At 59.8% G+C, this 24,153-nt stretch carries 23 protein-coding genes and 1 pseudogene; 9 read left to right on the top strand and 15 right to left on the bottom strand.

The window, feature by feature from the left end:
- Positions 1-169: pseudogene (locus IEG05_RS21220) on the bottom strand (aldehyde dehydrogenase family protein); the annotation flags it as partial.
- A 396-nt stretch (positions 170-565) separates the two neighbouring features.
- On the opposite strand from IEG05_RS21220, the gene pqqA reads away from it, so the two are divergent.
- The 5 genes from pqqA to IEG05_RS21195 all read left to right on the top strand — a co-directional run bounded on the left by pqqA (position 566) and on the right by IEG05_RS21195 (position 4,266).
- A complete protein-coding gene (gene pqqA / locus IEG05_RS21215) occupies positions 566-655 on the top strand; it encodes a pyrroloquinoline quinone precursor peptide PqqA (RefSeq protein ID WP_194291615.1) in 90 nt (29 codons plus the stop codon).
- 57 nt (positions 656-712) lie between these two features.
- Complete coding sequence (pqqE, locus tag IEG05_RS21210; protein ID WP_224742943.1) at positions 713-1,774, top strand: pyrroloquinoline quinone biosynthesis protein PqqE; 1,062 nt, start codon at positions 713-715, stop codon at positions 1,772-1,774.
- A gap of 84 nt (positions 1,775-1,858) precedes the next feature.
- A complete protein-coding gene (locus tag IEG05_RS21205) occupies positions 1,859-2,362 on the top strand; it encodes a urate hydroxylase PuuD (RefSeq protein WP_046619347.1) in 504 nt (167 codons plus the stop codon).
- Positions 2,343-3,443 (top strand): 3-phosphoserine/phosphohydroxythreonine transaminase, encoded by a 1,101-nt coding sequence (gene serC, locus IEG05_RS21200; RefSeq protein WP_046619349.1) that lies wholly within the window; start codon positions 2,343-2,345, stop codon positions 3,441-3,443. Before IEG05_RS21205 ends, serC begins: the two co-directional genes overlap by 20 nt.
- A gap of 4 nt (positions 3,444-3,447) precedes the next feature.
- The gene (locus IEG05_RS21195; RefSeq protein WP_191122685.1) at positions 3,448-4,266 is read left to right on the top strand and encodes a beta/alpha barrel domain-containing protein; all 819 of its coding nucleotides are present in this window, start codon (positions 3,448-3,450) and stop codon (positions 4,264-4,266) included.
- Positions 4,267-4,361: 95 nt separating this feature from the next.
- Here IEG05_RS21195 and IEG05_RS21190 read toward each other — a convergent pair whose 3' ends face one another.
- The 12 genes from IEG05_RS21190 to nirK form a co-directional block, all read right to left on the bottom strand.
- Positions 4,362-6,221, bottom strand: a complete 1,860-nt coding sequence (locus tag IEG05_RS21190; protein WP_191122684.1) for a SurA N-terminal domain-containing protein — start codon at positions 6,219-6,221, stop codon at positions 4,362-4,364.
- Positions 6,222-6,427: 206 nt separating this feature from the next.
- Positions 6,428-6,700 carry a nucleoid-associated protein HU-beta gene (gene hupB, locus IEG05_RS21185; protein WP_003282502.1) on the bottom strand — a complete coding sequence of 91 codons (273 nt, stop codon included), beginning with the start codon at positions 6,698-6,700 and terminating at the stop codon, positions 6,428-6,430.
- A 130-nt stretch (positions 6,701-6,830) separates the two neighbouring features.
- Entirely contained in the window at positions 6,831-9,227 is a 2,397-nt protein-coding gene (gene lon / locus IEG05_RS21180; RefSeq protein ID WP_102831731.1) for an endopeptidase La, read from the bottom strand.
- Positions 9,228-9,358: 131 nt separating this feature from the next.
- On the bottom strand, positions 9,359-10,639 hold the full coding sequence (gene clpX / locus IEG05_RS21175) for an ATP-dependent Clp protease ATP-binding subunit ClpX (protein ID WP_102831730.1): 1,281 nt from the start codon (positions 10,637-10,639) through the stop codon (positions 9,359-9,361).
- Between the two features lie 97 nt (positions 10,640-10,736).
- The gene (clpP, locus tag IEG05_RS21170; protein WP_046619355.1) at positions 10,737-11,375 is read right to left on the bottom strand and encodes an ATP-dependent Clp endopeptidase proteolytic subunit ClpP; all 639 of its coding nucleotides are present in this window, start codon (positions 11,373-11,375) and stop codon (positions 10,737-10,739) included.
- Between the two features lie 89 nt (positions 11,376-11,464).
- Positions 11,465-12,775, bottom strand: a complete 1,311-nt coding sequence (tig, locus tag IEG05_RS21165; protein ID WP_014820285.1) for a trigger factor — start codon at positions 12,773-12,775, stop codon at positions 11,465-11,467.
- Between the two features lie 177 nt (positions 12,776-12,952).
- Positions 12,953-14,971: a nitric oxide reductase activation protein NorD gene (locus IEG05_RS21160; RefSeq protein ID WP_191122683.1), complete on the bottom strand. Its 2,019-nt coding sequence runs from the start codon at positions 14,969-14,971 to the stop codon at positions 12,953-12,955.
- Positions 14,972-14,974: 3 nt separating this feature from the next.
- Complete coding sequence (locus IEG05_RS21155; RefSeq protein ID WP_046619361.1) at positions 14,975-15,790, bottom strand: CbbQ/NirQ/NorQ/GpvN family protein; 816 nt, start codon at positions 15,788-15,790, stop codon at positions 14,975-14,977.
- Positions 15,787-17,154 carry a cbb3-type cytochrome c oxidase subunit I gene (locus IEG05_RS21150; protein ID WP_023446634.1) on the bottom strand — a complete coding sequence of 456 codons (1,368 nt, stop codon included), beginning with the start codon at positions 17,152-17,154 and terminating at the stop codon, positions 15,787-15,789. The genes IEG05_RS21155 and IEG05_RS21150 overlap by 4 nt, the downstream gene beginning before the upstream one ends.
- Positions 17,155-17,199: 45 nt before the next feature.
- Complete coding sequence (locus IEG05_RS21145; protein WP_046619363.1) at positions 17,200-18,051, bottom strand: c-type cytochrome; 852 nt, start codon at positions 18,049-18,051, stop codon at positions 17,200-17,202.
- A 9-nt stretch (positions 18,052-18,060) separates the two neighbouring features.
- Positions 18,061-18,186, bottom strand: coding sequence for a hypothetical protein (locus IEG05_RS23515; RefSeq protein ID WP_015277086.1), 126 nt, complete (start codon positions 18,184-18,186; stop codon positions 18,061-18,063).
- A gap of 44 nt (positions 18,187-18,230) precedes the next feature.
- Positions 18,231-19,646 carry a copper-containing nitrite reductase gene (gene nirK / locus IEG05_RS21140; protein WP_224742942.1) on the bottom strand — a complete coding sequence of 472 codons (1,416 nt, stop codon included), beginning with the start codon at positions 19,644-19,646 and terminating at the stop codon, positions 18,231-18,233.
- 599 nt (positions 19,647-20,245) lie between these two features.
- On the opposite strand from nirK, the gene IEG05_RS21135 reads away from it, so the two are divergent.
- Positions 20,246-20,695, top strand: coding sequence for a MarR family winged helix-turn-helix transcriptional regulator (locus tag IEG05_RS21135; RefSeq protein ID WP_200899450.1), 450 nt, complete (start codon positions 20,246-20,248; stop codon positions 20,693-20,695).
- Positions 20,696-20,847: 152 nt separating this feature from the next.
- Positions 20,848-21,273, top strand: coding sequence for an organic hydroperoxide resistance protein (locus IEG05_RS21130; protein WP_023445812.1), 426 nt, complete (start codon positions 20,848-20,850; stop codon positions 21,271-21,273).
- 174 nt (positions 21,274-21,447) lie between these two features.
- Here the strand turns inward: IEG05_RS21130 and IEG05_RS21125 are convergent, their stop codons facing one another.
- Positions 21,448-22,209, bottom strand: coding sequence for a sulfite exporter TauE/SafE family protein (locus tag IEG05_RS21125; protein WP_046619368.1), 762 nt, complete (start codon positions 22,207-22,209; stop codon positions 21,448-21,450).
- A gap of 7 nt (positions 22,210-22,216) precedes the next feature.
- Entirely contained in the window at positions 22,217-22,933 is a 717-nt protein-coding gene (locus IEG05_RS21120; protein WP_046619540.1) for a FadR/GntR family transcriptional regulator, read from the bottom strand.
- 349 nt (positions 22,934-23,282) lie between these two features.
- Here IEG05_RS21120 and IEG05_RS23510 point away from each other — a divergent pair, with 349 nt between their 5' ends.
- Both IEG05_RS23510 and IEG05_RS21115 read left to right on the top strand, forming a co-directional pair.
- Complete coding sequence (locus IEG05_RS23510; RefSeq protein ID WP_263481121.1) at positions 23,283-23,417, top strand: hypothetical protein; 135 nt, start codon at positions 23,283-23,285, stop codon at positions 23,415-23,417.
- 186 nt (positions 23,418-23,603) lie between these two features.
- Positions 23,604-24,153: transposase (locus IEG05_RS21115; RefSeq protein WP_191122682.1), on the top strand; the 550-nt coding region annotated here is incomplete at its 3' end.

The raw sequence follows: 24,153 nt of genomic DNA, 5'->3' as shown, positions 1-24,153 counted from the left end.
CCTCGGCACCCGAACGCGGGAATTCGGCAATCACTTCACCATTGACCGGCGAGGTGTTGACGAAGTATTCGCCTTTGACCGGCGGCACGAATTCACCACCAATGTAATTGCCGTAGCGCGGCTTGAAGGATACGACGGCGCCTGCGGTACCGGGCTGGGCGTAGATCATGATGGGCCTCTCTTCTTCTGCTTGTCGGAGCCTGTGCCGGAAGGTGCACAGGACATGGACCGATCTTAGGCAGTGGGGTCTTCGCTCCGGTATGCACCCATGGCAGCGGAGGGCTCCTCATTTGGTAGTAGATGGCAAGGCGCAGAGGCAGCGTTGATGGCGGTTTGCGATTGGCTCGGGCATGGCGAAGCGGGAGAACAAAGCCGAGCAGAATAGGCCTTGAATAGCACCTTAAAAATGACGCCGAACAAGGACACTGACCCACAGCGCAAATTCTCCCGCAACGCAAGAAAAGCGCGACCAAAAGGCGGCAAAACCAACCCCAAAGTCTTATTAGTCGCCGTGGCAAAGCGCCTTAGCTTCGGGGTGCGACATTGCTTTTCCTGACACCAACCAATGAGGAGATACGCCATGCAGTGGATCAATCCGGACTTCTGCGACCTGCGTCTGGGCTTCGAAGTCACTGCGTACGTCTACGTACGCTGAGCCCCTGACCGGCGTGATCGCACATGGCTTCACGCCGGTCGAGCGAGGATGGACATGATGACAACGACAAAAATTTTGCCCGCCAGCTGTTACGAGATCCGCCCGCCCTTCCTCTTTCGTTGGGAAGACTCACAGCATGCCCACGTGCTGCTGTACCCCGAAGGCATCGTCAAGCTGAACGCCACCGGCGGCGAGCCCACGCTGCGCAAGGACCTCGAAACGCTTGTCGCCGAGGCTGACCGCATGGGTTACTACACCAACCTGATCACTTCCGGCATTGGACTGACCGAGGCGCGCCTACGCGCCCTGAAGGATGCCGGACTACGCCACATCCAGCTCGGTTTCCAGTCCACCGACCGTGACGTGGCACGTCAGCTGGCCGGCGTCGATGCCCTGGAGCGCAAGCTCGGCATGGCACGCCTGATCAAGTCAATGGACTTCCCCATGGTGCTCAACGTACCGATCACCCGGCAGAACATCGCTCAGGTGCCGGACATCATCGAGTTCGCCGTCGAACTGGGAGTCGAGTACCTCGAGCTGGCGAACGTGCAGTACTACAACTGGGCACTGCTCAACCGCGATGCGCTGATGCCGACCCATGCCGAGTTGCAGAGAGCCGAAGACGAGGTGCACAAGGCGCGTGAGCGTTATGGCAATCGCCTGACCATCTTCTTTGTCATCCCCGACTATTACGAAGGTCGCCCCAAGGCCTGCATGAATGGCTGGGGCGCCATTCACGTCACTATCGCGCCGAACGGCAACGTGCTTCCCTGCTCCCAGGCCAGCAACTTCAAGAACCTCGCCTTCCCCAACGTGCGTCAGCAACGACTGGAGCAGATCTGGCACGACTCGCCGGTGTTCAACCTCTACCGCGGCGACGCCTGGATGCCCGAACCCTGCCGCAGCTGTGATGACAAGGAGAAGGATTTCGGCGGCTGCCGCTGCCAGGCCTTGCTGCTGACCGGCAACGGTGCCAACACCGACCCGGCCTGCAGTAAATCTCCACATCATCAGCTGATTCGCCAGGCCGTTGAACTGGCGCAGGATGCCACGCGCCCGCAAGGCACGCTGATCGCCCGACAGGCCAGTCAGGGGGTGGAACTTGAAACTGCCCCATGACTCGTTCGGCGGCACCGTCAGCGCCGGACTCGCGCTGACGCTCGGCTGCTACCTGTTACTGCGTTACTGGCTGGTGACGTGAGCATGCAGTTGCCGATCCTCGATCTGCTGGCCCGCTACGCGCACCTACTGTTCGCGCTGGTTTGGGTCGGACACAACTATGCCAACTTCATCCAGAACCCGCGCTTCGTGCCACTGCAGAACGGCATCGACACCGCTACGCTGAACAGCGATCTCGAAGCGCGGATGAAACGTGAGCACGGCATCTTCCGCTACGCCTCCGTGGTGGTCTGGGTGTCCGGCATGCTCATGCTCTGGCAGCGCGGCTGGCTGGCTGATGCACTGCTTCTACAAGGCCCGCTGGCAGTGATCGGCCTGGGCGCCTGGATTGGCACGCTGATGCTGCTCAACCTCTGGCTGGTGCTCTGGCCGCATCAGAAGAAGCTGCTCGGCTTCGTCCCGGCGACATTGGAGGAGCGTGTGCGCTGCTCGCGGATCACCTTCCTTTCGTCGCGCAGCAACACGATCCTGTCCTTTCCCCTGCTGTTCCTCATGGCGAGTGGTAGTCATGGCCTGCATCTATTCTGAGCAGTCCGGGCACTACAATTTCGCTGCCGGCCCGGCGATGCTGCCTACCGACGTGCTGGCGCAGATCCGCGAGGAAATGCAGGACTGGCGTGGCAGCGGACTCTCCATACTGGAGCACCCCTTCACCAGCAGCGCCTTCAAACGGCTGATGGCTGAAACCGATGCCGACCTGCGTGCACTACTGGAGATTCCGAGCAACTATCGCGTGCTTTTCATGCAAGGCGGCGCATCGGCGCAGTTCGGCCTGCTACCGCTCAATCTGCTGCGCCCGGGACAAGGCGCGGACTACCTGGAAAGCGGCCACTGGGCACGCAAGGCAATTGCCGAGGGGCGCCGTCACGCGCCTGTGAACGTCATCGCCAGTGGGACGGATCAGGACTTCACAGCCCTCCCCTCACCAGCGCACTGGCGGCTCGATCCGTTCGCTGGCTACTGCCATATCACCAGCAACGAAACCGCCAATGGACTGCAACTGCAGGAGTTTCCTGCGCTGCCGGTGCCCCTGGTTGTGGACATGACCTCGGATTTCCTCACCCGCCCCGTTCCAGTCGAGCGCTTCGGAGTGATCTACGCCAGCACACAGAAGAACCTGGGTGCAGCCGGGTTGTGCGTCGTCATCGTGCGCGACGATCTTCTGCAAGCACCGCCAGCTGGTCTCCCAGCCGCGTTCAGCTATGCGGTCCAAGCCGAGCAACAGAGCCGTTTCAATACACCACCGACCTTCACCCTGTATGTCGCTGCATTGATGCTGCGCTGGATCAAGCAACGAGGCGGCGCTGAGGCGATGGCAACGGCTGCTCGACAAAAAAGCGCGCTGCTGTACCGCTACATCGACGGCAGCGATCTCTACCACTGCCCGCAGAAGGTCCAGGATCGCTCGTCGATCAATGTCTGCTTTCAACTGGCCGACGCAGGGCTGACCGAGATCTTTCTTGACCAGGCCGAGCAATGCGGCCTGACCCATCTGCGCGGGCATGCTGCCTTTGGCGGCGTGCGGGCCAGCCTATACAACGCGATGCCAGTATCGGGTGTGCAACAGCTGGTGGGTTTCATGGCGGACTTCGAGCAACGCCATGGATAAGCCGATGGATTGGCAAGCGCTGCGCAATCGTATCGCTCTCAATCTCACCAGCGTCGCGTGCCGCCTGAGCGCGGTGCCGCGTCACCCGGTCACGGTAATGGGGCTGGAATTCCCGACGCCGTTGGGTATTGCGGCGGGCTTTGACCGCCACGGTGCACTGGGACGGCGTGTCGCTCCGCTGGGATTCGGCTTCAACGAGATCGGCAGCCTGACAGCGGCTGCGCTCGCCCGGCTGCAGCCAATCCCGCCAGGCGATGCACGCCTAGGCGTGAATCTGACCCTGGACGCCAGATGCTCCACCGCCGAGACCTGCGCGTTGCTACGCGGTGCCTGGCGGCATGCTGACTATCTCGTGTTGAACCTGATCGGTCCGTCCAGCGCCCCGCTGCTTCATCAGGGCGCGCGGTTGCACAACCTGCTGACCGCGCTTCGTGAAGAACAGCATCAGCTTAATCTGAAAGGTGAGCGTTGGGTTCCGCTCATAGCCAAGCTGCGCTGCCTTCCTGAGCAGGTTCCCTTCTCGCTTGCCGGGCTGCTACTTGAGCTTGGATTCGACGGATTGCTCGCTGCCCATGACCCTGGGCCACCGGCGACGCGCGAGCGCTATCTGGCCTGGCAAGACCCACAACGACAGGCGCAAGCCTGCGAACAGATTGAGCACCTGCGTCGTTTCTGCGGAAATGACATGGCTTTGCTTTCGGTTGGCGGCATCCAGACCGCAAGCCAGCTGCAGGCACGCATGCGTGCAGGCGCGGAACTGGTGCAGGTTCACGCGGCATTGCTACGCCAAGGGCCTTGGCTGGGGCGTGAACTGCTCCGCTGACACTCAACTGCTTCAAACGAAAACGCCCCGAACCAGTCGGGGCGTCCTCTCTGTTTGACAGACGAAACTGAGTGGTTTCGTCTGTCAATTGGCGGTCAGAATCTTTCGATTTCCGCCTCAGCCTGCAGCTTCTGCCGAAACGCTGCGAAGTCCTGCTGGCCGACGCGAGACGCAAGGAAGCGTCGATAATTCAGCTTCTCTTCATCGGTCAGCGCCGCTTCCGGCTCATTGACGCCGTTCAGGCGTACAACCGCGTAATCGCCGTTGCTCAGCGCCACGCCGGAATAGCTCGGCTTATCCTGCTGTTCCGGACGCGGCATGCGGAATACCGCCTGCAATAGGGCTGGTGCAACGCCTTCCTGGCTGCGCGTGGCAGCCTCTACGGCCTGCCATTGGGCGTCATCAGGCTGCTGCCCTTTGCGCAGGTCCGCCAACAACTGCTCACCCTTGGCGCGTGCCGCTTCGGCAGCCAGGCTGCGCTGAAGCTGCTGGACGATATCCTCACGCACATCCGCAAGCGGGATAGCCGCAGGCTTAAGGTGTTCCTTCACGCGCAGCGCAATGGAGGTATCGGGATCGAGCTCGATGACGCTGCTGTTGGCGCCATCCACCAGTACTTCGTCGCTGAAAGCAGCCTGGATCACCTGACGATTGGCCGTGATGCCTTCGCCACCGTCACGCCCGAAGGCTTCCGTGGTCTGCACCATCAAGCCGAGCTCCTGAGCGGGCTGGGCCAGGTCGGATGCTTCGAATGCCGAATCTTCCAGCTGCTTGCTGGTCTCGACGAAGCGCTGCTCAACCTGCTGCGCCTTGAGCTCGCGTACCAGCTGGGGCTTCAAGCTCTCGAAGGCAGGAACCTCCGGCGACTGAACACCCAGCAGCTTGATGATGTGCCAGCCGAATTCGGATTTGACCGGTGCCGAGACCTCGCCCTCATTCAAGGCATAGAGTGCATCTTCGAATGCCGGGTCATACACGCCCGGTCCGGCGAATCCAAGATCACCACCCTCGCTCGCAGAACCTGGATCCTGAGAGGCTTCCTTGGCGACTGCAGCGAAGTCGTCACCGTTCTTCACCCGGGTAGCAATTTCATCGATCTTGGCTTTGGCTTCGTCGTCGCTCAGCTCACTGCCGGTCTCGATGAGGATATGCGCAGCGCGACGCTGCTCGGCCAGATTGGCGATCTGCTTCTGATAAAGCTCTTGCAGCTCCTCGTCAGACACTTCGACCTGATCGAAGAATGACTCTTTCTTCAACTCGACATACTCGACGATGACCTGCTCAGGTGTACGGAAACGGTCAGCGTTTGCCTCGTAGTATTCCTTGATCTGTTCGTCACCGACCTCAATTGCCTCCTGCTGAGCAGGCAGGGTGAGAGTGGCGAAGTCGCGGGTCTGCATTTCGAGACGCGCGAAGTTATCAACCTGCTGATCGGTAACGAACCCGGTTCCGGAGATGCCGGCCCGCAGCTGTCCGATGAGCATTTCCTGCTCGAGCAGCTGGCGGAACTGGAGACGGGAATAGCCCATCTGCTGGATGACCTGATCGAAACGTGCAGCGCTGAAAGCGCCGTCAACCTGAAATTCGGGGGTTTGCAGAATCAGCTGGTCGAGTGCTTCGCTGGAGAAGGCGAAATTGGCGTTCTTGGCACTCTGCAACAGCAACATGCGATCAATCAGCGAACCGAGCGCGGAATCACGAAGCAGACGATCATCCAGCAACGAAGCATCGAAATCCTGGCCAAGCTGTTGCGCAAGCTGGCGCCGCTGCATGTTCATTGCCTGGTCAAGGTCGTAACGGGAAATCTCCTCGCCGTTGACCTCTGCGGCATTCTGGTTGTTGCTTGCGGCATTGAAGATAGCCTCGAAGCCAGTCAACGCCAGCAGCATTACGATGATGCCGATGATGGTTTTGGCTATCCAGCCTTGCGAATTGTCCCTGATGTTCTGAAGCATGCGACCCCCAGGAGTCTGCGGCGCGATCGGATGCGCAACGCGGGTGGAAACCGGATAAAAGAAAGGCGCATCCAGGGATGCGCCTTCTCGGAGCTTTTGGAGCGGTTGGGCTTATTCCCCCCAAGCCAGATTGCAGCAAGCCAGGCCTGCTCGACAACCGCCCCGTGCCAGTGCAGCGCGAGCTGACTGGCCGGGTAGAAAGACGCTTAGTTGACAGCGTCTTTCAGAGCCTTGCCAGCTTTGAAGCCCGGGATCTTGGCAGCAGCGATGTTGATCGGCTTGCCAGTCTGCGGGTTGCGACCAGTGCGCGCAGCGCGCTCCTTGACAGCGAAAGTACCGAAACCAACCAGTACCACGGAGTCACCAGCCTTCAGGGCACCGGTGACGGATTCGATCACTGCATCCAGCGCGCGGCCAGCAACAGCTTTTGGGATATCAGCAGATGCAGCGATGGCATCGATCAGTTCCGACTTGTTCACTCTAAGTCCCCTTATTTCTGTTGAGTCGTATCTTTAATTTTCGGGTGTAAGCAAAGCGGTGCTAGATGGCTATGACACAAGAGACCGATTAAACAAGGGCGCCTGAAGTGTGTCAACGTGGCCTTCCAGACTAATGCGTGCTGATTCGCTCCTTGGAATCAGGCTCGCGCTTGTCGTCCTTTGCAACAATCTCGGGAGCCGCATCGGGCAAGGGCTCCGGCGCGTATTGCAGCGCAATTTGCAGGACCTCGTCAATCCACTTCACCGGTTTAATCTGCAGGTCTTGCTTAATATTTTCAGGAATCTCTTTCAGATCACGCTGATTTTCTTCCGGAATGATCACCGTCTTGATCCCACCCCGATGAGCAGCCAGAAGTTTTTCCTTCAATCCGCCAATTGCAAGCACCTGCCCGCGCAATGTTATTTCGCCGGTCATTGCGACATCTGCGCGCACCGGAATTTGAGTCAGCGCGGAAACCAGTGCAGTGCACATGCCGATACCGGCGCTCGGGCCGTCTTTCGGAGTCGCACCTTCGGGCACGTGGATGTGAATGTCCTGCTTCTCGTGGAAATCAGCCGCCATGCCCAGGCTCGCGGCACGGCTGCGAACCACTGTAAGAGCCGCGGTGATCGATTCGCCCATGACCTCGCCCAGCGAGCCGGTCTTGGTCAGGCGCCCCTTTCCGGGCACCACAGCAGCCTCAATGGTCAGCAGTTCGCCGCCAACCTGGGTCCACGCCAGACCCGTCACCTGCCCTACTTGGTCCTGCTGCTCAGCAAGGCCATAGCGGAACTTGCGCACGCCCAAGAAGTGCTCCAGCGAGTCCGCATCCACCACAACGTGGAAACGCTTCTCTGCGGCATGCTCCTTCACGACCTTGCGGCATACCTTGGCCAGCTGGCGCTCCAGGCTGCGCACACCAGCCTCGCGGGTGTAGTAGCGGATGATGTCGCGAATCGCCGCCTCCTGAAACTCCAACTCGGTTTTCTTCAGGCCGTTGGCCTCGATCTGCTTGGGCGCCAGGTAACGAATGGCGATGTTGACCTTCTCGTCCTCGGTGTAGCCCGGCAGCCGGATGACCTCCATACGGTCGAGCAGCGGCGCAGGAATATTCATTGAGTTGGCGGTGCAGAGGAACATCACGTCCGAAAGATCGTAGTCCACCTCGAGGTAGTGATCGTTGAAATTGTGGTTCTGTTCGGGGTCGAGCACTTCCAGCAGAGCCGACGCCGGATCACCTCGCATGTCGCTGCCCATCTTGTCGATCTCGTCGAGCAGGAACAGGGGGTTGCGAACCCCTACCTTGGTCATCTTCTGAATCAAACGACCGGGCATGGAGCCGATGTAAGTACGGCGGTGACCTCGAATCTCGGCCTCGTCCCGTACGCCGCCCAGTGCCATGCGTACAAACTTGCGATTGGTCGAGCGTGCAATGGACTCGGCCAGCGAGGTCTTACCCACGCCCGGCGGGCCTACTAAGCACAGCACCGGCCCCTTGAGCTTCTTCACGCGCTTCTGGACGGCAAGATACTCGAGGATACGATCCTTGACCTCTTCTAGGCCGTAATGATCGGCATCCAGCACCTCTTCAGCCTTCGCCAGATCCAGACGCACCTTGCTGGCAGCCTTCCACGGCACATTTACCAGCCAATCGATATAGGTACGAACCACTGTCGCCTCGGCCGACATCGGCGACATCTGCTTGAGCTTGTTGAGTTCGGCGTTGGCCTTGGTGTAGGCGTCTTTGCTGAGGCCGGCGTTCTCGATGCGCTTCTTCAGCTCGTCGACTTCGTTGTGGCCCTCATCGATATCGCCGAGCTCCTTCTGAATGGCCTTCATCTGCTCATTCAAGTAGTACTCGCGCTGGCTGCGTTCCATCTGCTTCTTCACGCGACCGCGAATGCGCTTTTCGACCTGCAGCAGGTCGATCTCGGCATCAAGCAGCGCAAGCACGTGTTCGACGCGCGCCGGGAGGTCGGTGATTTCGAGAATCTGCTGCTTCTGCTCGATCTTCAGCGCCATATGCGCAGCCATGGTATCGACCAGACGCGCGGGCTCATCGATGCTGCTCAGCGAGGAAAGAACCTCGGCGGGAACCTTCTTGCCCAGCTGCACGTACTGTTCGAACTGGCTGAGCAGGCTGCGCGTGAATACTTCGGATTCGCGCGCGTCGACCTCAGCTTCTTCGATCAAGGAAACTTCGGCGCGGCAGTGGTCATCCACCTCGACGAAGCGCTCGATCACACCACGTTGCTCGCCCTCGACCAGTACCTTGACGGTTCCGTCTGGCAGCTTGAGAAGCTGCAGCACGGTCGCCACCGTCCCAACACGGTACAGCGCATCTTCACCTGGATCGTCATCAGCGGGGTTCTTCTGCGCCAGCAAGAGGATCTGCTTATCGCCGGCCATGGCGGATTCGAGTGCTTCGATGGATTTTTCACGGCCAACGAAAAGCGGGATCACCATGTGCGGGTAAACCACCACATCGCGCAGCGGCAAAAGGGGCAATTCGATGGTTGTCTTCATAATTCAGCTCTACGGCGGCCATTCGGCGGTAAACGGATGGGCGATGCCCTTGCAACAAAGATGAGGGCACACACCTTAAAAAACAAGGCGGCGGACCAAATGCAAAGGGGCCCGCAGGCCCCTTTGTTCGATTACGCCTCAGGCGCCGCCTTGGCTGGCGGCTCGCTGTTCTCGTAAATCATCAACGGCTGAGATGTGCCTTCGATCACGCTTTCATCGATGACAACCTTGCTGACCTCCTTCTGCGAAGGAATCTCGTACATCGTGTCGAGCAACACACCTTCAAGAATCGAACGCAGACCACGTGCGCCGGTCTTGCGCTCAAGAGCGCGCGAAGCGACTGCCTTGAGTGCATCCGGGCGGAACTCCAGATCCACGCCTTCGAGTTCGAAGAGCTTGGCGTACTGCTTGGTCAACGCATTCTTCGGCTCGGTCAGAATCTGGATCAGCGCAGCCTCATCGAGTTCATCGAGCGTCGCGATCACCGGCAGACGGCCAACGAACTCAGGAATCAGGCCGAATTTAACCAGATCATCAGGCTCCACGGCGCGCAACGCCTCGCCGATCTTCTTGCCCGGGTCCTTACTGCGAACCTCGGCATTGAAGCCGATACCACCCTGAGTTGAACGACCCTGGATGACCTTCTCCAAACCGGCAAACGCACCACCGCAGATGAACAGGATGTTGCGCGTATCCACCTGCAGGAATTCCTGCTGCGGATGCTTGCGACCACCCTGTGGCGGGACGGACGCAACGGTGCCTTCGATCAGCTTCAGCAGTGCCTGCTGCACGCCTTCACCGGATACGTCCCGAGTAATCGACGGGTTATCGGATTTGCGGGATATCTTGTCGATTTCGTCGATGTAGACGATGCCCATCTGGGCCTTCTCAACGTCGTAATCGCACTTCTGCAAAAGCTTCTGGATAATGTTCTCGACATCCTCGCCCACATAGCCCGCCTCGGTGAGGGTAGTGGCATCGGCGATGGTGAAGGGCACATTGAGCAGGCGTGCCAGCGTTTCGGCCAGCAACGTCTTACCCGAGCCGGTTGGACCGATCAGCAGAATGTTGCTCTTGCCCAACTCGACTTCTTCTTTCTTGTCGCGTTGGTTCAAGCGCTTGTAGTGGTTGTAAACGGCCACCGCCAGGATCTTCTTGGCGCGCTCCTGACCAATGACGTACTGGTCGAGAATGCCGCTGATCTCCTTCGGCGCAGGCAGTTTGTGCGCGTTGCTCTCGGTCTGCGCTTCCTGCACCTCCTCGCGGATGATGTCGTTGCACAGGTCGACGCACTCGTCGCAGATGAAAACGGAGGGCCCGGCGATCAACTTGCGTACTTCATGCTGGCTTTTGCCGCAAAAAGAGCAATAGAGCAGTTTGCCGGAGTCCTCGCCGTTGCGGGTGTCAGTCATTCGATCGATCCAATCGGGAAGGCTTGAAACACAAGATGAAGGCAATCGTGGGCTTTTTCAAGCCCACGGAGCAGCCACATATCGCAGGCTGCAGGGATCAGACCGCCAGTTGGCGCTGGGTCAGAACCTGGTCGATCAAGCCGTACTTGACGGCGTCTTCACCGCTCATGAAGTTATCGCGGTCGGTATCGCGGGCAATCACTTCCATCGGCTGACCGGTATGGTGAGCCAGTACTTTATTCAGACGCTCGCGGATGGTCAGAATCTCACGTGCGTGGATCTCGATATCCGAAGCCTGACCCTGGAAGCCGCCCAGCGGCTGGTGGATCATCATCCGCGAATGCGGCAGGCAGTAACGCTTGCCCGCGGTGCCACCGGTCAACAACAGAGCCCCCATGGAACAGGACTGGCCGATGCAGATGGTCGACACATCCGGCTTGATGAACTGCATGGTGTCGTAAATCGACATACCTGCAGTCACCGAGCCGCCCGGGGAGTTGATGTACAGGTGAATGTCTTTCTCGGGGTTTTCGGCCTCGAGGAACAGCATCTGCGCGACGATCAGGTTGGCCATGTAGTCTTCGACCTGGCCGACCATGAAGATCACCCGCTCCTTGAGGAGTCGGGAATAAATGTCATAGGCGCGCTCGCCGCGAGCGGACTGCTCGATCACCATCGGGACCAGGCCACCGGCGGCCTGAATGTCCGGAGCTTGCATAAAAGGATTGCGGGACATGTTCCAACGATACTCCCTATGTCATGCCTCAAAAGACATAAGCCAGCACGAGGCTGGCTTATGTTTGTGCACTCGAATATATGAAGAAATCAGGCTGCTTGCGGGGCTTCCGCAGGCTTGACAGCTTCTTCGTAGGAGACCGACTTATCGGTCACTTTAGCCTGCTGCAGGACAGTATCTACAACTTGCTCTTCGAGCACAACCGAGCGAACTTCGTTCAACTGCTCGGCGTTCTTGTAGTACCAGGCGACGACCTGCTCCGGCTCCTGGTAGGCCGAGGCCATTTCCTCGATCAGCTCGCGAACGCGGGCCTCATCAGGCTTGAGCTCCTTCTGCTTGACCACTTCGGCCACGATCAGACCCAGAACAACGCGGCGCTTGGCCTGCTCCTGGAAAAGGTCGGCCGGCAGCTGCTCGGGCTTGATGTTGCCGCCAAACTGCTGAACGGCCTGCACGCGCAGACGGTTCACTTCATTGTCGATCAGCGCCTTGGGCACCTCGATCGGGTTGCCAGCGACCAGCCCTTCCATGACCTGATTCTTCACCTTGGTCTTGATGGCCTGACGCAGCTCGCGCTCCATGTTCTTTTTCACTTCAGCACGGAAGCCTTCGACGCCACCTTCCTGCACGCCGAACTGGGCGAAGAACTCGTCATTCAGCTCGGGCAGTTGCGGAGCGGCGACGGCATTCACGGTGACGGTGAACTCGGCAGTCTTGCCGGCCAGGTCGAGGTTCTGATAGTCCTCGGGGAAGGTGGGGTTGATCACGCGCTCTTCGCCGGCCTTGGCGCCAACGAGCGCGTCTTCGAAACCAGGAATCATGCGACCGGAGCCCAGCACCAGCTGAGTGCCCTTGGCCGAACCGCCAGCGAAGGTCTCACCGTCAATCTTGCCGACGAAATCGATGGTCAGCTGGTCGCCGCTCTCGGCAGCGCGCTCGACGTTCTCGAAACGGGTGTTCTGCTTGCGCAGGATTTCCAGCATGTTGTCGACGTCGGCATCGGCGACTTCGGCCTGCAGGCGCTCGATCTCGATGGCCTCGAAACCGGCCACTTCGAACTCGGGGAACACTTCGAAGGTGGCGACGTATTCCAAATCCTTGCCCTTTTCGAACACTTTAGGCTCGACGGACGGCGCGCCGGCCGGGTTCAGCTTCTCGGCAACGACGGCTTCATAGAATGTCGACTGGATCAGATCGCCCAGCGCTTCCTGACGGGCGGCTTCTTCGTAACGCTGACGGATCACGCTCATCGGCACTTTGCCGGGACGGAAACCAGGGATCTTGGCACGGCTGGCGGTCTGTTGCAGACGCTTGTTGACTTCGGTCTCGATGCGCTCGACCGGCACGCCGATGGTCATGCGGCGCTCAAGAGCGGAGGTGCTTTCAACAGAAACTTGCATGGATTTTCCTCGTTGCACAGACATAAGCCGGGCGTTCCGGCCCCAGAATGGGCAAGCATTCTAGTGGCTCGATTGACATAAGTCACCCTGCCCGTCGCGCCGAGCAAAAGCCGAGCCGCGCCAGGCAATCACTACTTACATCAGCCCAGCCGAAAATCGAGGACATATGCTGGCCAACTATCCCTGCACCAGACGCTTCATCCAGTCGAGTAGAACGGTAGGCAGGAGCTCAGGGCGTGGTAACAGTGCATAACGGGTTGCGCCAAATATACGCGGCAGGTAGGCGCTGGCCTGCCGGTCGATGGTCAGGCAGAACGGCGATATACCTTGCAGCACAGCTTCCAGAACCGCCTGGCGGGTGTCCTCGACTCCGTATCGCCCTTCGTAGTCATCGTTGTCGCTAGGCTTTCCATCGGACAACACCAGCAGCAGTCGACGGGCCGCCGGCTGGCACATGAGATTGGCGCTGGCGTGACGGATCGCCGCGCCGCAGCGGGTGTAATGCTCCGGCTCCAACGACGCTATGCGTAGCGCTACCTCCTGGCCATAAGCCTCCTCGAAGGTTTTGATATCGCGGACCACCACCGCCTCCCTGCCCTGCCCTGAGAATGCCTGAATCGCATAGGGCGCACCCAGGCTCTGCAGCGCGATGCTGACCAGCAACAAGGCTTCGCGCTCGACGTCTATCACGCGTCGCCCCTGGGATATCCAGCTGTCCGTCGATCCGCTGACATCGATGAGCAGCAGGATGGCCAGGTTCCGCTCCGCGCAACGCTGCCTGCGGTACAGACGATCGGTCAGCCCGCTGCCAGCCCGCAGATTCGCAACCGCATCCACATAGGCATCCAGGTCCAGCTCATCGCCATCGACCTGACCGCGCAACCAGGCCCGGTGGGTGCGCAGCAATTCGAAGCGGCGGCGAATCCCCTCGAGCAATCCCTGATGGGACTCGAGCGTTTCCGCTACCCAGACTGGATTACCCGGCGGGGCCGTGCGTACCTGCACGAGGGCGTTCTGCTCGCGGTAATGCTGCCTGCGGTAGTCCCATTCGGGATAGGCGATGCCTCGCTGCAGAACCGAAACGCCGGGCGCAAGCGCGATAGCAGAGGCATCCGGAGGATCATCAGCCAGCAACACCTCTTTGGGTCGCCCTGGTGACGCCACCAAACGCGCCTGAGGAAGATCGCCGAGCATTTCACCGAACAGCTCCGCATCCGCATCGTCCCGATCGATGGGCCGCTGCAAGCCCATCGGGTCCTCAGCGTGGGGATGTGGCTCGTCCAGCTGGATCATCAGCGGTCCGCTTTCCTCCGATTCATCCTCATCGGGGCGCGCCTGGCGAATGTCGGGGCGTCGTTCGAGTCGCACGCTCTGCGGCACTGCCTGAGTGGGGTCGAACTGACTCTGAGCGCCGGCGGAGTGTTGATGGTGCGGCGAAGGTGCCAACAGCATGCCGGTCCACCAATCAGCGAAGAGCGGCTCCTGACCGATGCGTTCTCCAGAGGCAGGTTCCAGCCCCCATTCAGCCAACAATCGCACGGCCAGCTCGCACGACGCTTCAGGCGTAGGTGACTGCGGAACACAATCAGCTTCGCCAACCAGCAATGCACGCACGCGAGCCTCCAGAGGGCGTCGTGCCGCACCGAATGCACTCAGCGGTGGACGACGCGCGAATGCGCAGGCCCGCAATGCCCGCACCGATTCAGCAAACCCTGGCATTTCCTCCAGCAGTTCACGCTCGGCCGCTTGGACTTCAAGTATGTGGTACAGCGCCCCGGCAAGTGGCGGGAGGCTGCGCCAGAGGCTCAGTGCACTACCGCGGCGGATGCGCATTGCCTGCTGCAAGGCCATCACTTTGTAGAGATTCGCCGCCAGTGCTCGATCAGGGATATCCAACGAGCGAGGAAGCCAGATGCTTGTGCCATCGGTTGCCGGTACTGCCGCCAATCGCTGCGGCCTGGGCGTGCGGCCGAACCAGTTGCCCAGCAAGGTCGGTCGCGCCGGCGGCTGGGCGATGCGCAGCCGATAGCTGTTGCCGAACACCGCCGACAGCAGCAGTTCCAGACGCTCCGCCACCTCGCTCAGCGATAGACTTGCCGGTGCGTCCGGCGCGGGACTGTAGCGACGCCAGAGGCGCTGGGCGAAGACCGTGGCATGCCGCGCAGCGTCGGTAAGAACCTCCTCGGCTTCGGCCATGGTCTAGATGAAGGTTCCGTCGACCAGATCGCGCATCGCTCCGACCAAGGATTCGTCGTCCGAAAGTGGCGAGACGATTGCCGCCAGGCACGCTTCCCGAACGGGTATGCCATCGACGCAGAGTGCACCCGCGGCGATCAGCAGACGAGTACTCGGCACCTCGGCCAGGCCGCGGTCCCGCAGCGCTCGCAGCCTGCGGGCCAGCGTGACTAGGGCACGCGAAGTCGGTGCGTCGACACCACTCTCGCGCTCGACGATCTTCGCCTCCGCATTTTCGCCCGGGAAATCCAGGTCCATGGCCACGAAGCGCTGGCGGGTGCTCGGTTTGAGATCCTTGAGCATGCGCTGGTAGCCCGGGTTGTAGGAGATCACCAACTGGAAGCCCGGCGCAGCCATCAGCAACTCACCGGTCTTGTCGATTGGCAGCAGGCGCCGGTGATCGGTCAAGGCATGCAGGACGACCACGGTGTCCTGGCGCGCCTCGACGACTTCATCCAGATAGCAGATGGCCCCCTCACGCACGGCGCGGGTGAGAGGGCCATCCTGCCAGACGGTACCGTCATGGCGAATAAGGAAACGCCCGATCAGGTCGCTGGCCGACAGATCATCGTGGCAAGCCACCGTGATCAGTGGCCGGTCCAGTTTCCAGGCCATATGTTCGACGAAGCGGGTCTTGCCACAGCCGGTCGGCCCTTTGAGCATGACTGCCAAGCCACGCGCATGGCAGCGCTCGAACATCGCGACTTCATTGCCGCACGGTACGTAGAACGGCTCCCCCTCACTTGCTTTCGCCAGTGGCGGGTATTCGGGCAACGTCACGTCGGGTGTACCTCCCTCTCTGCAAGCACCGGCTCCGTATCATCTAGGACGAAGCGTGGCGTGTAGCGGAAGAAGTCGTAGATGAACAGGGCAACGCCCACGGTGAACAGCGACGCGGTGGCAATGAGCATCACGAAATGGATCTGAATCTTCAGCTGTGCATCCAGATAGCCCATGCCCATGATTCGCTCCAGATAGACCTGCGCAATGCCTGCGGTGGCAAACGACAGCGTCATGCCGAACATGCCGGTGATTTGCAGCCAGAACGCCCAGTAGCCCAGCGCCGTGCCCTGCTCCCGTCGTCCGGCAGTCAGTGATGGCAAGGCATAGCTGATCATCGCCATGACGATCATTGCGTAGGCACCGTAGAACGCGGCATGGCCGTGCATCGCGGTGATTAGCGTGCCATGGGTCCATTTGTTGACGCTCGGCCAGGTATGAGCCAAGCCCAGTAGCCCGGCACCGAACAGCGAGAACAGTGCACTGCCGATCGTCCAGTGCAACGCCAGCGTATTCGGGTGCGCCAGCCCCGAGCGGCGCATGGCGCCGTAGGCATAGGCGGCCATGCCGACGAGCGCGAGCGGCTCAAGCGCGCTGAAAAACCCGCCAATCGGCAGCCAGTAAGTGGGTACGCCGACCCAGTAATAGTGGTGCGCCGTGCCGAGGATGCCGGCGAGAAACACCAGGCCGACGATCACGTACAGCCATTTCTCCATGACTTCCCGATCCGCACCGGACAAGCGGATCAGCAGGTAGGCCAGGAAGCCGCCCATGATCATCATCCAGACGCCTTCGACCCACAGATGAATCGTCCACCAGCGATAGAAAATGGAAACCGTGTAGTTCTCGTAATGCAGCAACGCCGGCAAGTACAGGAGTGCGGCACTGACAAAGCCGATCATCAACACAGCTTCGGTCGTGGTGAAACGCCCCGCTTTGCGGATCGTCATGCCGATGTTGTAGAGGAAGATCAGCATGCAGATGACGATGACGATCTTGTGCGGCAACGGCTGCTCGAGCAGCTTGTTGCCGGTGCCGTAGCGGAACAGGTAGCCGATGATCGCCGTGACGCCCATCAGCGTCCAAAGCACCAGCTGTACATAGGCCAGCTTGGTGCTATGCAGCTCGGCGCGCGACTCTTCCGGAATCATCCAGTAGGTCGCCCCCATGAAGCCGGTCAGTACCCAGACGATCAGCAGGTTGGTGTGAATCACCTTGGTCACGTCGAAAGGCAGGATATACAACAGCGGGTCCGGCCCGATGTACTTGGTTGCCGAGAGCAGGCCGAACACCAGCTGCAGGCCGAACAACACCATCGCGACCGCGAAGTACCAGTAGGCGACCGATTGGGACTGATAGCGCATCGTAGTTTCCCCTTGAAGCGAACGTGGGTCGGCTTGGCCGTCGTGTCACTTGAGCGTTTCGAGATAGGCCGTCAGCTGATCGATCTGCTCATCCGTCAGGCTGCCGTCGTAACCGGTCGGCATGAACGAGGTGCCGTCTGCCGAATACATCGCGCCGGGAACGATGTGCGCGCTGGGTGACACGATCGACTCGCGGATATATCCGCGCGCATCCTGCGCCTGCCCTTGGTAGTCGGGCGACGCGACGATAGCCGCCGCCCGAGTTGCAACACCGGCGAGCGTGGGGCCAGCCATATCAGCGCCGGGTGCGGTGGAGTGGCAGGCATTGCAGGCAGGCACTGCGCCTCGGAAAACCTGCTCACCCAGCGCGCGCTCGTCATCCCCGGAATCCACCGGCCGGGCACCAGGCGGTAAATCACTGCGCTGCTCGCCGCCTGTCTTCAGTGTGTCTGCGCCCGGCACGAAACTGCCGGTCACCAGGATCGGTCGCGGCGGCCAGCCCTGGTTGTCCACCTTGCTGACCCAGTCGAGAAAGGCGATCAGGTCACTGATTTCGTCTTCGGCCAGGTCCTGTTTCGGCATCAGACGCCGATGGATCTTCTCGTCGTAGAACTTCGAGGGATCGCGCATATAAGCCTTCAGATACGGCTCGCCGCGATGCTGGGTGATCTTCGTCAGATCGGGCGCGTAGTACGCGCCCTCGCCGAACAGCGTGTGGCAGTTGATGCAGTTGTATTTGTGCCAGACATCCATCCCGTGCTTGACCTCCGCCGTGATGCTGTCGGCATTGGTCAGCTTGGGAAACTGCCGGTGGCTATCCACCGTCAGCCCGATGAACACGAGCGTCGCCACACCGGTTGCAGCAATCGCGAAGAGCCTCGCTTGACGGTTGTTCATGGCGTGCCCTCAGACATTGATGCCTGTCCAGTGAATGAGCGTCATCGTGAATGCATAGAGCATCGCGCCGAACATCAGCGCCAGCACGACCACACTCAGGATCTTCAACGGGCCGTAGAGCTTTCGAGCCTGCATGCTTTCTCCTTCGCAGCGTTAGCTGCCGTATAAGCAAACCGCGCTCAGTGCCCGGAGTGCGGATCGATCGGTTCGGGGCTGGAGAAGATCGAGGAATCCGCGTCGCCCTTCACCGTCAGCACACCGCTCAGGCCTTTCTCGGCGCGCGAAAGGGCGTGATCAACGAGGATGTATCTGCCCGGGTAATCCGCGACGAACTCGACCATGGTCGCTCCGCCGGCAGGTACGAGGGTCGTCTGCACATCCGTCAGCGGCGGACTGGTCAGCGAAGCCTGGTCGAAGACCTTGTCGAAGATTTCACCGATCACATGAAAGCTGGAGATCAGGTTGGGGCCACCGACTCCGAAGAAGATGCGCACGCTGTCGCCTGCGTTGACTTCCATCTTGTGGGTCTTGGTCAGCGCATCGGTCGCGCCGTTGAACATCATGTGTTGCGGCGTTTCACCCAGCAGCATGTCCAGCGAGAACTCATGCAGACCGCGCGCGCCCCTGGGGCTGGCGGTGTACAGCTCACCCTGCATTACATAGAACTCGTGATCGACCTTCGGCAGTCCACCCTCCGGCTCGACCAGAATCAGTCCGTACATGCCGTTACTGATGTGCTGAGCAACCATCGGCGTAGCGCAGTGATAGACGTATAGCCCCGGCTGCAATGCCTTGAAGGTGAAGGAGCGTGTTTGCCCCGGTGCCACCTGAGTAACCGCCGCACCACCACCAGGGCCGGTCACGGCGTGCAGATCAATGGAATGGATATGGGCGCTGTCAGGCTCGTTACTGAGATTAAGGGTGACGGTATCGCCCTCGCGTATCCGCACCATGGGGCCGGGCACCGTGCCGCCGAACGTCCAGAATTTGTAGGTACTCCCGTCGGCGAGGCGGCCCTCCTCCTCGGTCGTGCGAAGGTCAAGGGTGATGCTCTTCGGTTCACGGTCACCAACCGGCTCGCCTACCTGGGTTGGATCCTTGGACAAATCCTTGCCTTGTTCGACGACCGCCGCCGGTCCATCGCCCACAATCAGCTTGCCGACCATTCCCGCAGCCTTGTGGCCAGGCAGTGTGCAGTAGTACTCGAACGTCCCGCTTTTGGTCGCACGAAACACGATTCCGGTCGCCGCGCCCTTGCCGGAAATTTCGCTGGACGCAGCGTCGAATTCAGGTATGGCGATATCATGCACTGCGCCGTCGCCATTGATCAGATTGATCTGAACCACCGCACCTTCGGGCACCCGCAATTCGGGATTCACTTCGCCACGCGTCGGGCCGGACTCACTGACATAGACGAGTTTTCCATCTGCGATGTCGGTCCTAAGTGTAATCGTGACATCTGGGCGGTAACTTACATCGCTACTGGATTTCGCTTGCGCCCAAAGGGCACTTGGTAAAACCAGCAACACGAGCAGCAGAACTCTAGAACAATGGCGCATGCCTGGCCCTCTTAACACCGAGTTGATCTCGATCATCAGTTTAGTCACGAGAAAACTATGCGTCGGAGTAAAAAGTTGCGGCGCACCCTATCAATTCAAAAGAAGCTTATTAAAGGCGCAGAATAATTGATCTGGTATTAATCCCAGATAGGGAAAGAATTGATTCGAGTCAAGCTTGGCGCAGGCATGGCAGCCAGCGTATACGGCGCGGAATTAATACCAGCATTGGAATGTACTTGAGTCTTGGCGACGAGGCTGCCGACAGGCGGTCAGAGGTCGTCCTCTACCGTCGATAAAGAGAGCAGACGGATAGATACCGGGCTACAATCGTCAACCATTTTTAATGGGATAGCGCTAGTCCATAACCAACCGAACGCCTGCTGAGATATCAAAAACTTTTCTGTAGGTGTTCAACTGCGCGACAAGAACAATACGCACGTAACCGCTAATCTAATTTCATTGAAAATGAGCCGCTATTTATAAGCTCCCGCTTCTCTCTCTTTAAGGCGAATGAGCTCGTTTTGACAGGCGCTCCTACAGCCCTGCTATTACGGCTAACAGGCGTGATTTCGCTACATTTGCGCGCCAGAGGTTTGGGCGATAACGTTATGCCACCTTTCCTGACCATTCTGATCATGACCAAGCCCCGCTCCTGTCCGGCCCTGCAGCTGGACAATCAACTCTGCTTCGCTTTGCATTCGACCTCGTTGCTGATGACCAAGGTCTACAAGCCGATGCTTCGACGGGTCGGCCTAACCTATCCGCAGTACCTGGCGATGTTGGTGTTATGGGAAGGCGATGGCATCACCGTAGGTGACATCAGCGCGCGCCTGCTGACCGATCCGGGCTCGCTCACACCGCTACTGAAACGGCTTGAGGCTGAAGGCTTCATCACTCGCACTCGCCGCAGCGATGACGAACGGGTAGTGGAACTGCGCCTGACCGAGCAGGGTCGAGCATTACAGGCTGAAGCCGAATGCTTTCCGGCCAGTATCCTCAGCGCCAGCGGGCAGACCGCGGAAACGGTGGCAGCGCTAAAGACGCAAATCATCGCCCTGCGCACCGCACTGCAAAAACTCGCCTAATCCCTCCTAGCGGCCCGACGATGCTCGCTGCTGTGCCAGCGGCGGAATGGCCGAAGGGCGAAAAACCTTGCGCGCAAAGTAAATCCTGACTACCTTCCTCACGGCATTTAGTTAGCGCGCAAAATAAATTCCATTACGCTAAGGAGAAAATCATGCAACCCATTCAGCCTCTCTACATAGCAACCGTTGCGGCCACCGGAGGGCGCGATGGGCGAGCCGTTTCGTCGGACGGCAACCTTGACGTCAAGTTGAGCACTCCTCGCGAGCTGGGCGGTCAGGGAGGCGACGCAACGAACCCGGAACAGCTGTTTGCGGCCGGGTATTCGGCGTGCTTCATTGGCGCCCTGAAGTTCGTCGCTGGCCAGCAGAAGCAAACGTTGCCGGCCGACACCGCGGTTACCGCCAACGTCGGTATCGGCCAGATCCCTGGCGGGTTTGGCCTCGAGGTCGAGCTGCAGATCAGCCTGCCAGGCCTTGACCGGGAGCTGGCCCAAAGCCTGATCGACGCTGCACATCAGGTTTGCCCGTACTCCAATGCAACTCGCGGGAACATCGACGTCCGCCTGGTTCTGAGCTGACACGCTGAGAACCTGATCGTCTTCTATAACCAGCACATCAGCCAGGTATCCGCCCATTGCCACTCCCTGTTGGGTGGATGCACCCATCGCTTAAAGATAACAATTCTCATCAAGTTTAAGCGAAAGCAGTGATTGGCGAGAAGGCGGAATCGGTCCCTATGGAGCAAGCCGGTATCAGGCGCGGAAAAAAAGCACCGTCATCACGGCACCTGTGATGATCACGACCGCCCGAACGAAGCTCGAAGGGAGCCGGCGACCGACGCGTGCCATGACATAGCCGCCGACAGTCGCCGCCAGCATCATCACCAGCGCTTCGCGCCATAGGATCGCACCGCCGAATGCATATACAGACACGGCGATCGCGGTCAGTACAGACGAAACCAGATTCTTGAGCCCCTGCATCGAGTTGATGTCTCGATGGCCGAGCAAGCTGAATGCAGCGAGTAGCACGATGCCCAGACCGCCATTGAAGTAGCCGCCGTATAGGCTGACAACAGCCAGAGTGAAACCCTGCACCAGTGCATTCGCCTCATTTTCGGTCGAATCGCGCTTGAACCTGCGCAATAACCAGGGCCCGAAGGCGAACAGCAGCGTCGCGATAAGCAATAGCCAAGGCACGATCGCACGGAATACGTCATCGGGCGTGGTCAGCAGCAACCCCGCCCCTACTGCACCGCCGCCGAGGCTGATGGCAACGAGCGTCCCCATCGACAGCGTTGCTGGCGGGCGCAGGTCCTCTCGATAGCCCCAGGTACTTGCAAAATAGCCAAGTAGAAGCGCGAGCGTGCCTGAGGCATTGGCCACCACAGCAGGCACGCCGGCATAAACCAATGCCGGGAACGTGAAAAAACTACCGCCACCGGCAATGGCGTTCAGCCCGCCGCCAAGAAAAGCGGCAACCAGCAGAATTGCCCACGTCGTGATCGAGTGATCCATGAAAGTTCTACTCCCTTGTGTCCGCGTTTCGAGAATCGGTTCCCAGCGTACTGGCCAGCGTTTCGAGCGCCGGAGTCAGTAGCTCGCTGGCCGCTATGGCAGCCTGCTCGGGACAACCGCGGGCTATGGCGTCATAGACAGCTGCGTGTGCTGCATAGGAGGGTTCCGGGAGCTGCTGCTCGCGCTCCGTTTTGGCAATGGTGTTCTGCAGACCCGCCCAGAAGAACTGATACATTTCCAGCAGCGTGGTGTTGTGGCTGGCGCAGACGATGCTCAGATGAAAATCGGCATCTCGTTCGACGAACGCTTCAAGTGAGGCGTTATCGGTCCAGGTCCCTCGCGCTCCGAGAGCGTCACGTATCGTTTGCAGGTCCTCATCCGTGCGCCGCGACGCTGCCAGACGCGCAGCTTCGACCTCCAGCGCGCGTCGGACTTCGAGCTGGTCATGCAGCGCGGCGTGATCTAGGCGCTGGAGTAATCCAGACGGGTCTCGACTGGAGAGCACGAACGTCCCCGCACCCTGGCGGACCTCCAGCACCCCGGTATGAACCAGCGCTCGCACTGCCTCTCTGACGGTATTTCTGCCAACACCTAAAGAGTTGCTGAGCTGGCTTTCGGTAGGAATTCGCATACCCGGCGTCCATTCGCCAGCATTGATCTGCGACCGCATTTGCTCAATTACCCGTTCTACAAGTGACGAGCGCGAGGTGTACTGCAGCGACATATGATCACCTTCAAATTCATCCCATGTTTCAATCATAGGATGAATTTCATCCGGTACACAATTGGATGCTTCAATCGATCATTTCCTTGTCAGCCGCAGGTAGCTCGACTGCTGCTGTGAGCCGCGGCAGACAAGCGTGTTGCCCGGAGCGCAGCGAGCGCGCTGTGGTGACTAGCAAACTTGCGAATGCGGCGAGCAGTTATCCTCGCGTTGTTGCATAGCCTGGGACAGGCAAAAGGGCTATGCGCAAGGCTTCCCGACAGAGCCGTGCTCAGGCAGAAGCCAGCCTCGCGTACCTGCTAGCAAAGCTTGGTAAGCTGGCCGCGTTTTACTGTCATTTGGGGGTTCCGTGTTTTCGCTCAAGCGCAAAGGTGATTTCCGCCTGCAGCTGACCCGCACGCTGAAGCAGCCTGGACGGCACAAGATCGAGCTGTATCTGTTCACCCCGCACGAGAGCAACCTGTCGGTGCGGATTCCACGCTGACTCGGACACCCATTCCACGCACATCCGGACAGTGATTCCACGCTGATCCGGACACTCATTCCACGAGCATCCGGACACCGATTCCACGGCCATCCGGACACTTTCCAGGCAGGCAGCTACGCAGGATTTATTCACTACCATCGACCTCTTTTTCGAAGCAGAGAGGTCGTCGTGGAGCGTTTGTCCATGCGTAAAATCCGAGAGGTGTTGCGCCTCAAGTTCGACTGCGGCCTGTCCGTGCGCAAGATCGCCCGCAGCCTGGGTACTGGCCACAGCAGTGCCGGTGATTACCTCTGTCGTTTTGCCGCCAGCGGTCTCAGTTGGCCCTGTTCGTTGTCCGATGCCGAGTTGGAGCAGCAACTGTTCCCGCGGGCCCCGGCGGTTGACAGCGAGAAGCGGCCTTTACCCGATTGGGCATGGGTGCATGCCGAACTGCGCCGCCCCGGCGTAACCCTGGCGCTGCTCTGGCAGGAGTACCGCCTGAGCCAGTCTCAGGGCTTTCAGTACAGCTGGTTCTGTGAGCATTACCGAGCCTGGCAGGGCAAGTTGGACGTGGTGATGCGTCAGGAGCACCGCGTCGGCGAGAAGCTGTTCGTCGACTATGCCGGCCAGACGGTGCCGGTGATCGACCGGCACAGCGGCGAGATCCGCCAGGCGCAGGTGTTCGTCGCGGTGCTCGGCGCCTCCAGCTACACCTTCGCCGAAGCCACCTGGTCGCAGCAGCTGCCGGACTGGC

The organism is Stutzerimonas kunmingensis, from assembly GCF_014764705.1.
GTDB lineage: Bacteria > Pseudomonadota > Gammaproteobacteria > Pseudomonadales > Pseudomonadaceae > Stutzerimonas.
The sequence above is the reverse complement of the archived record's forward strand: the minus strand, read 5'-3'. Positions and strand labels throughout refer to the sequence as shown.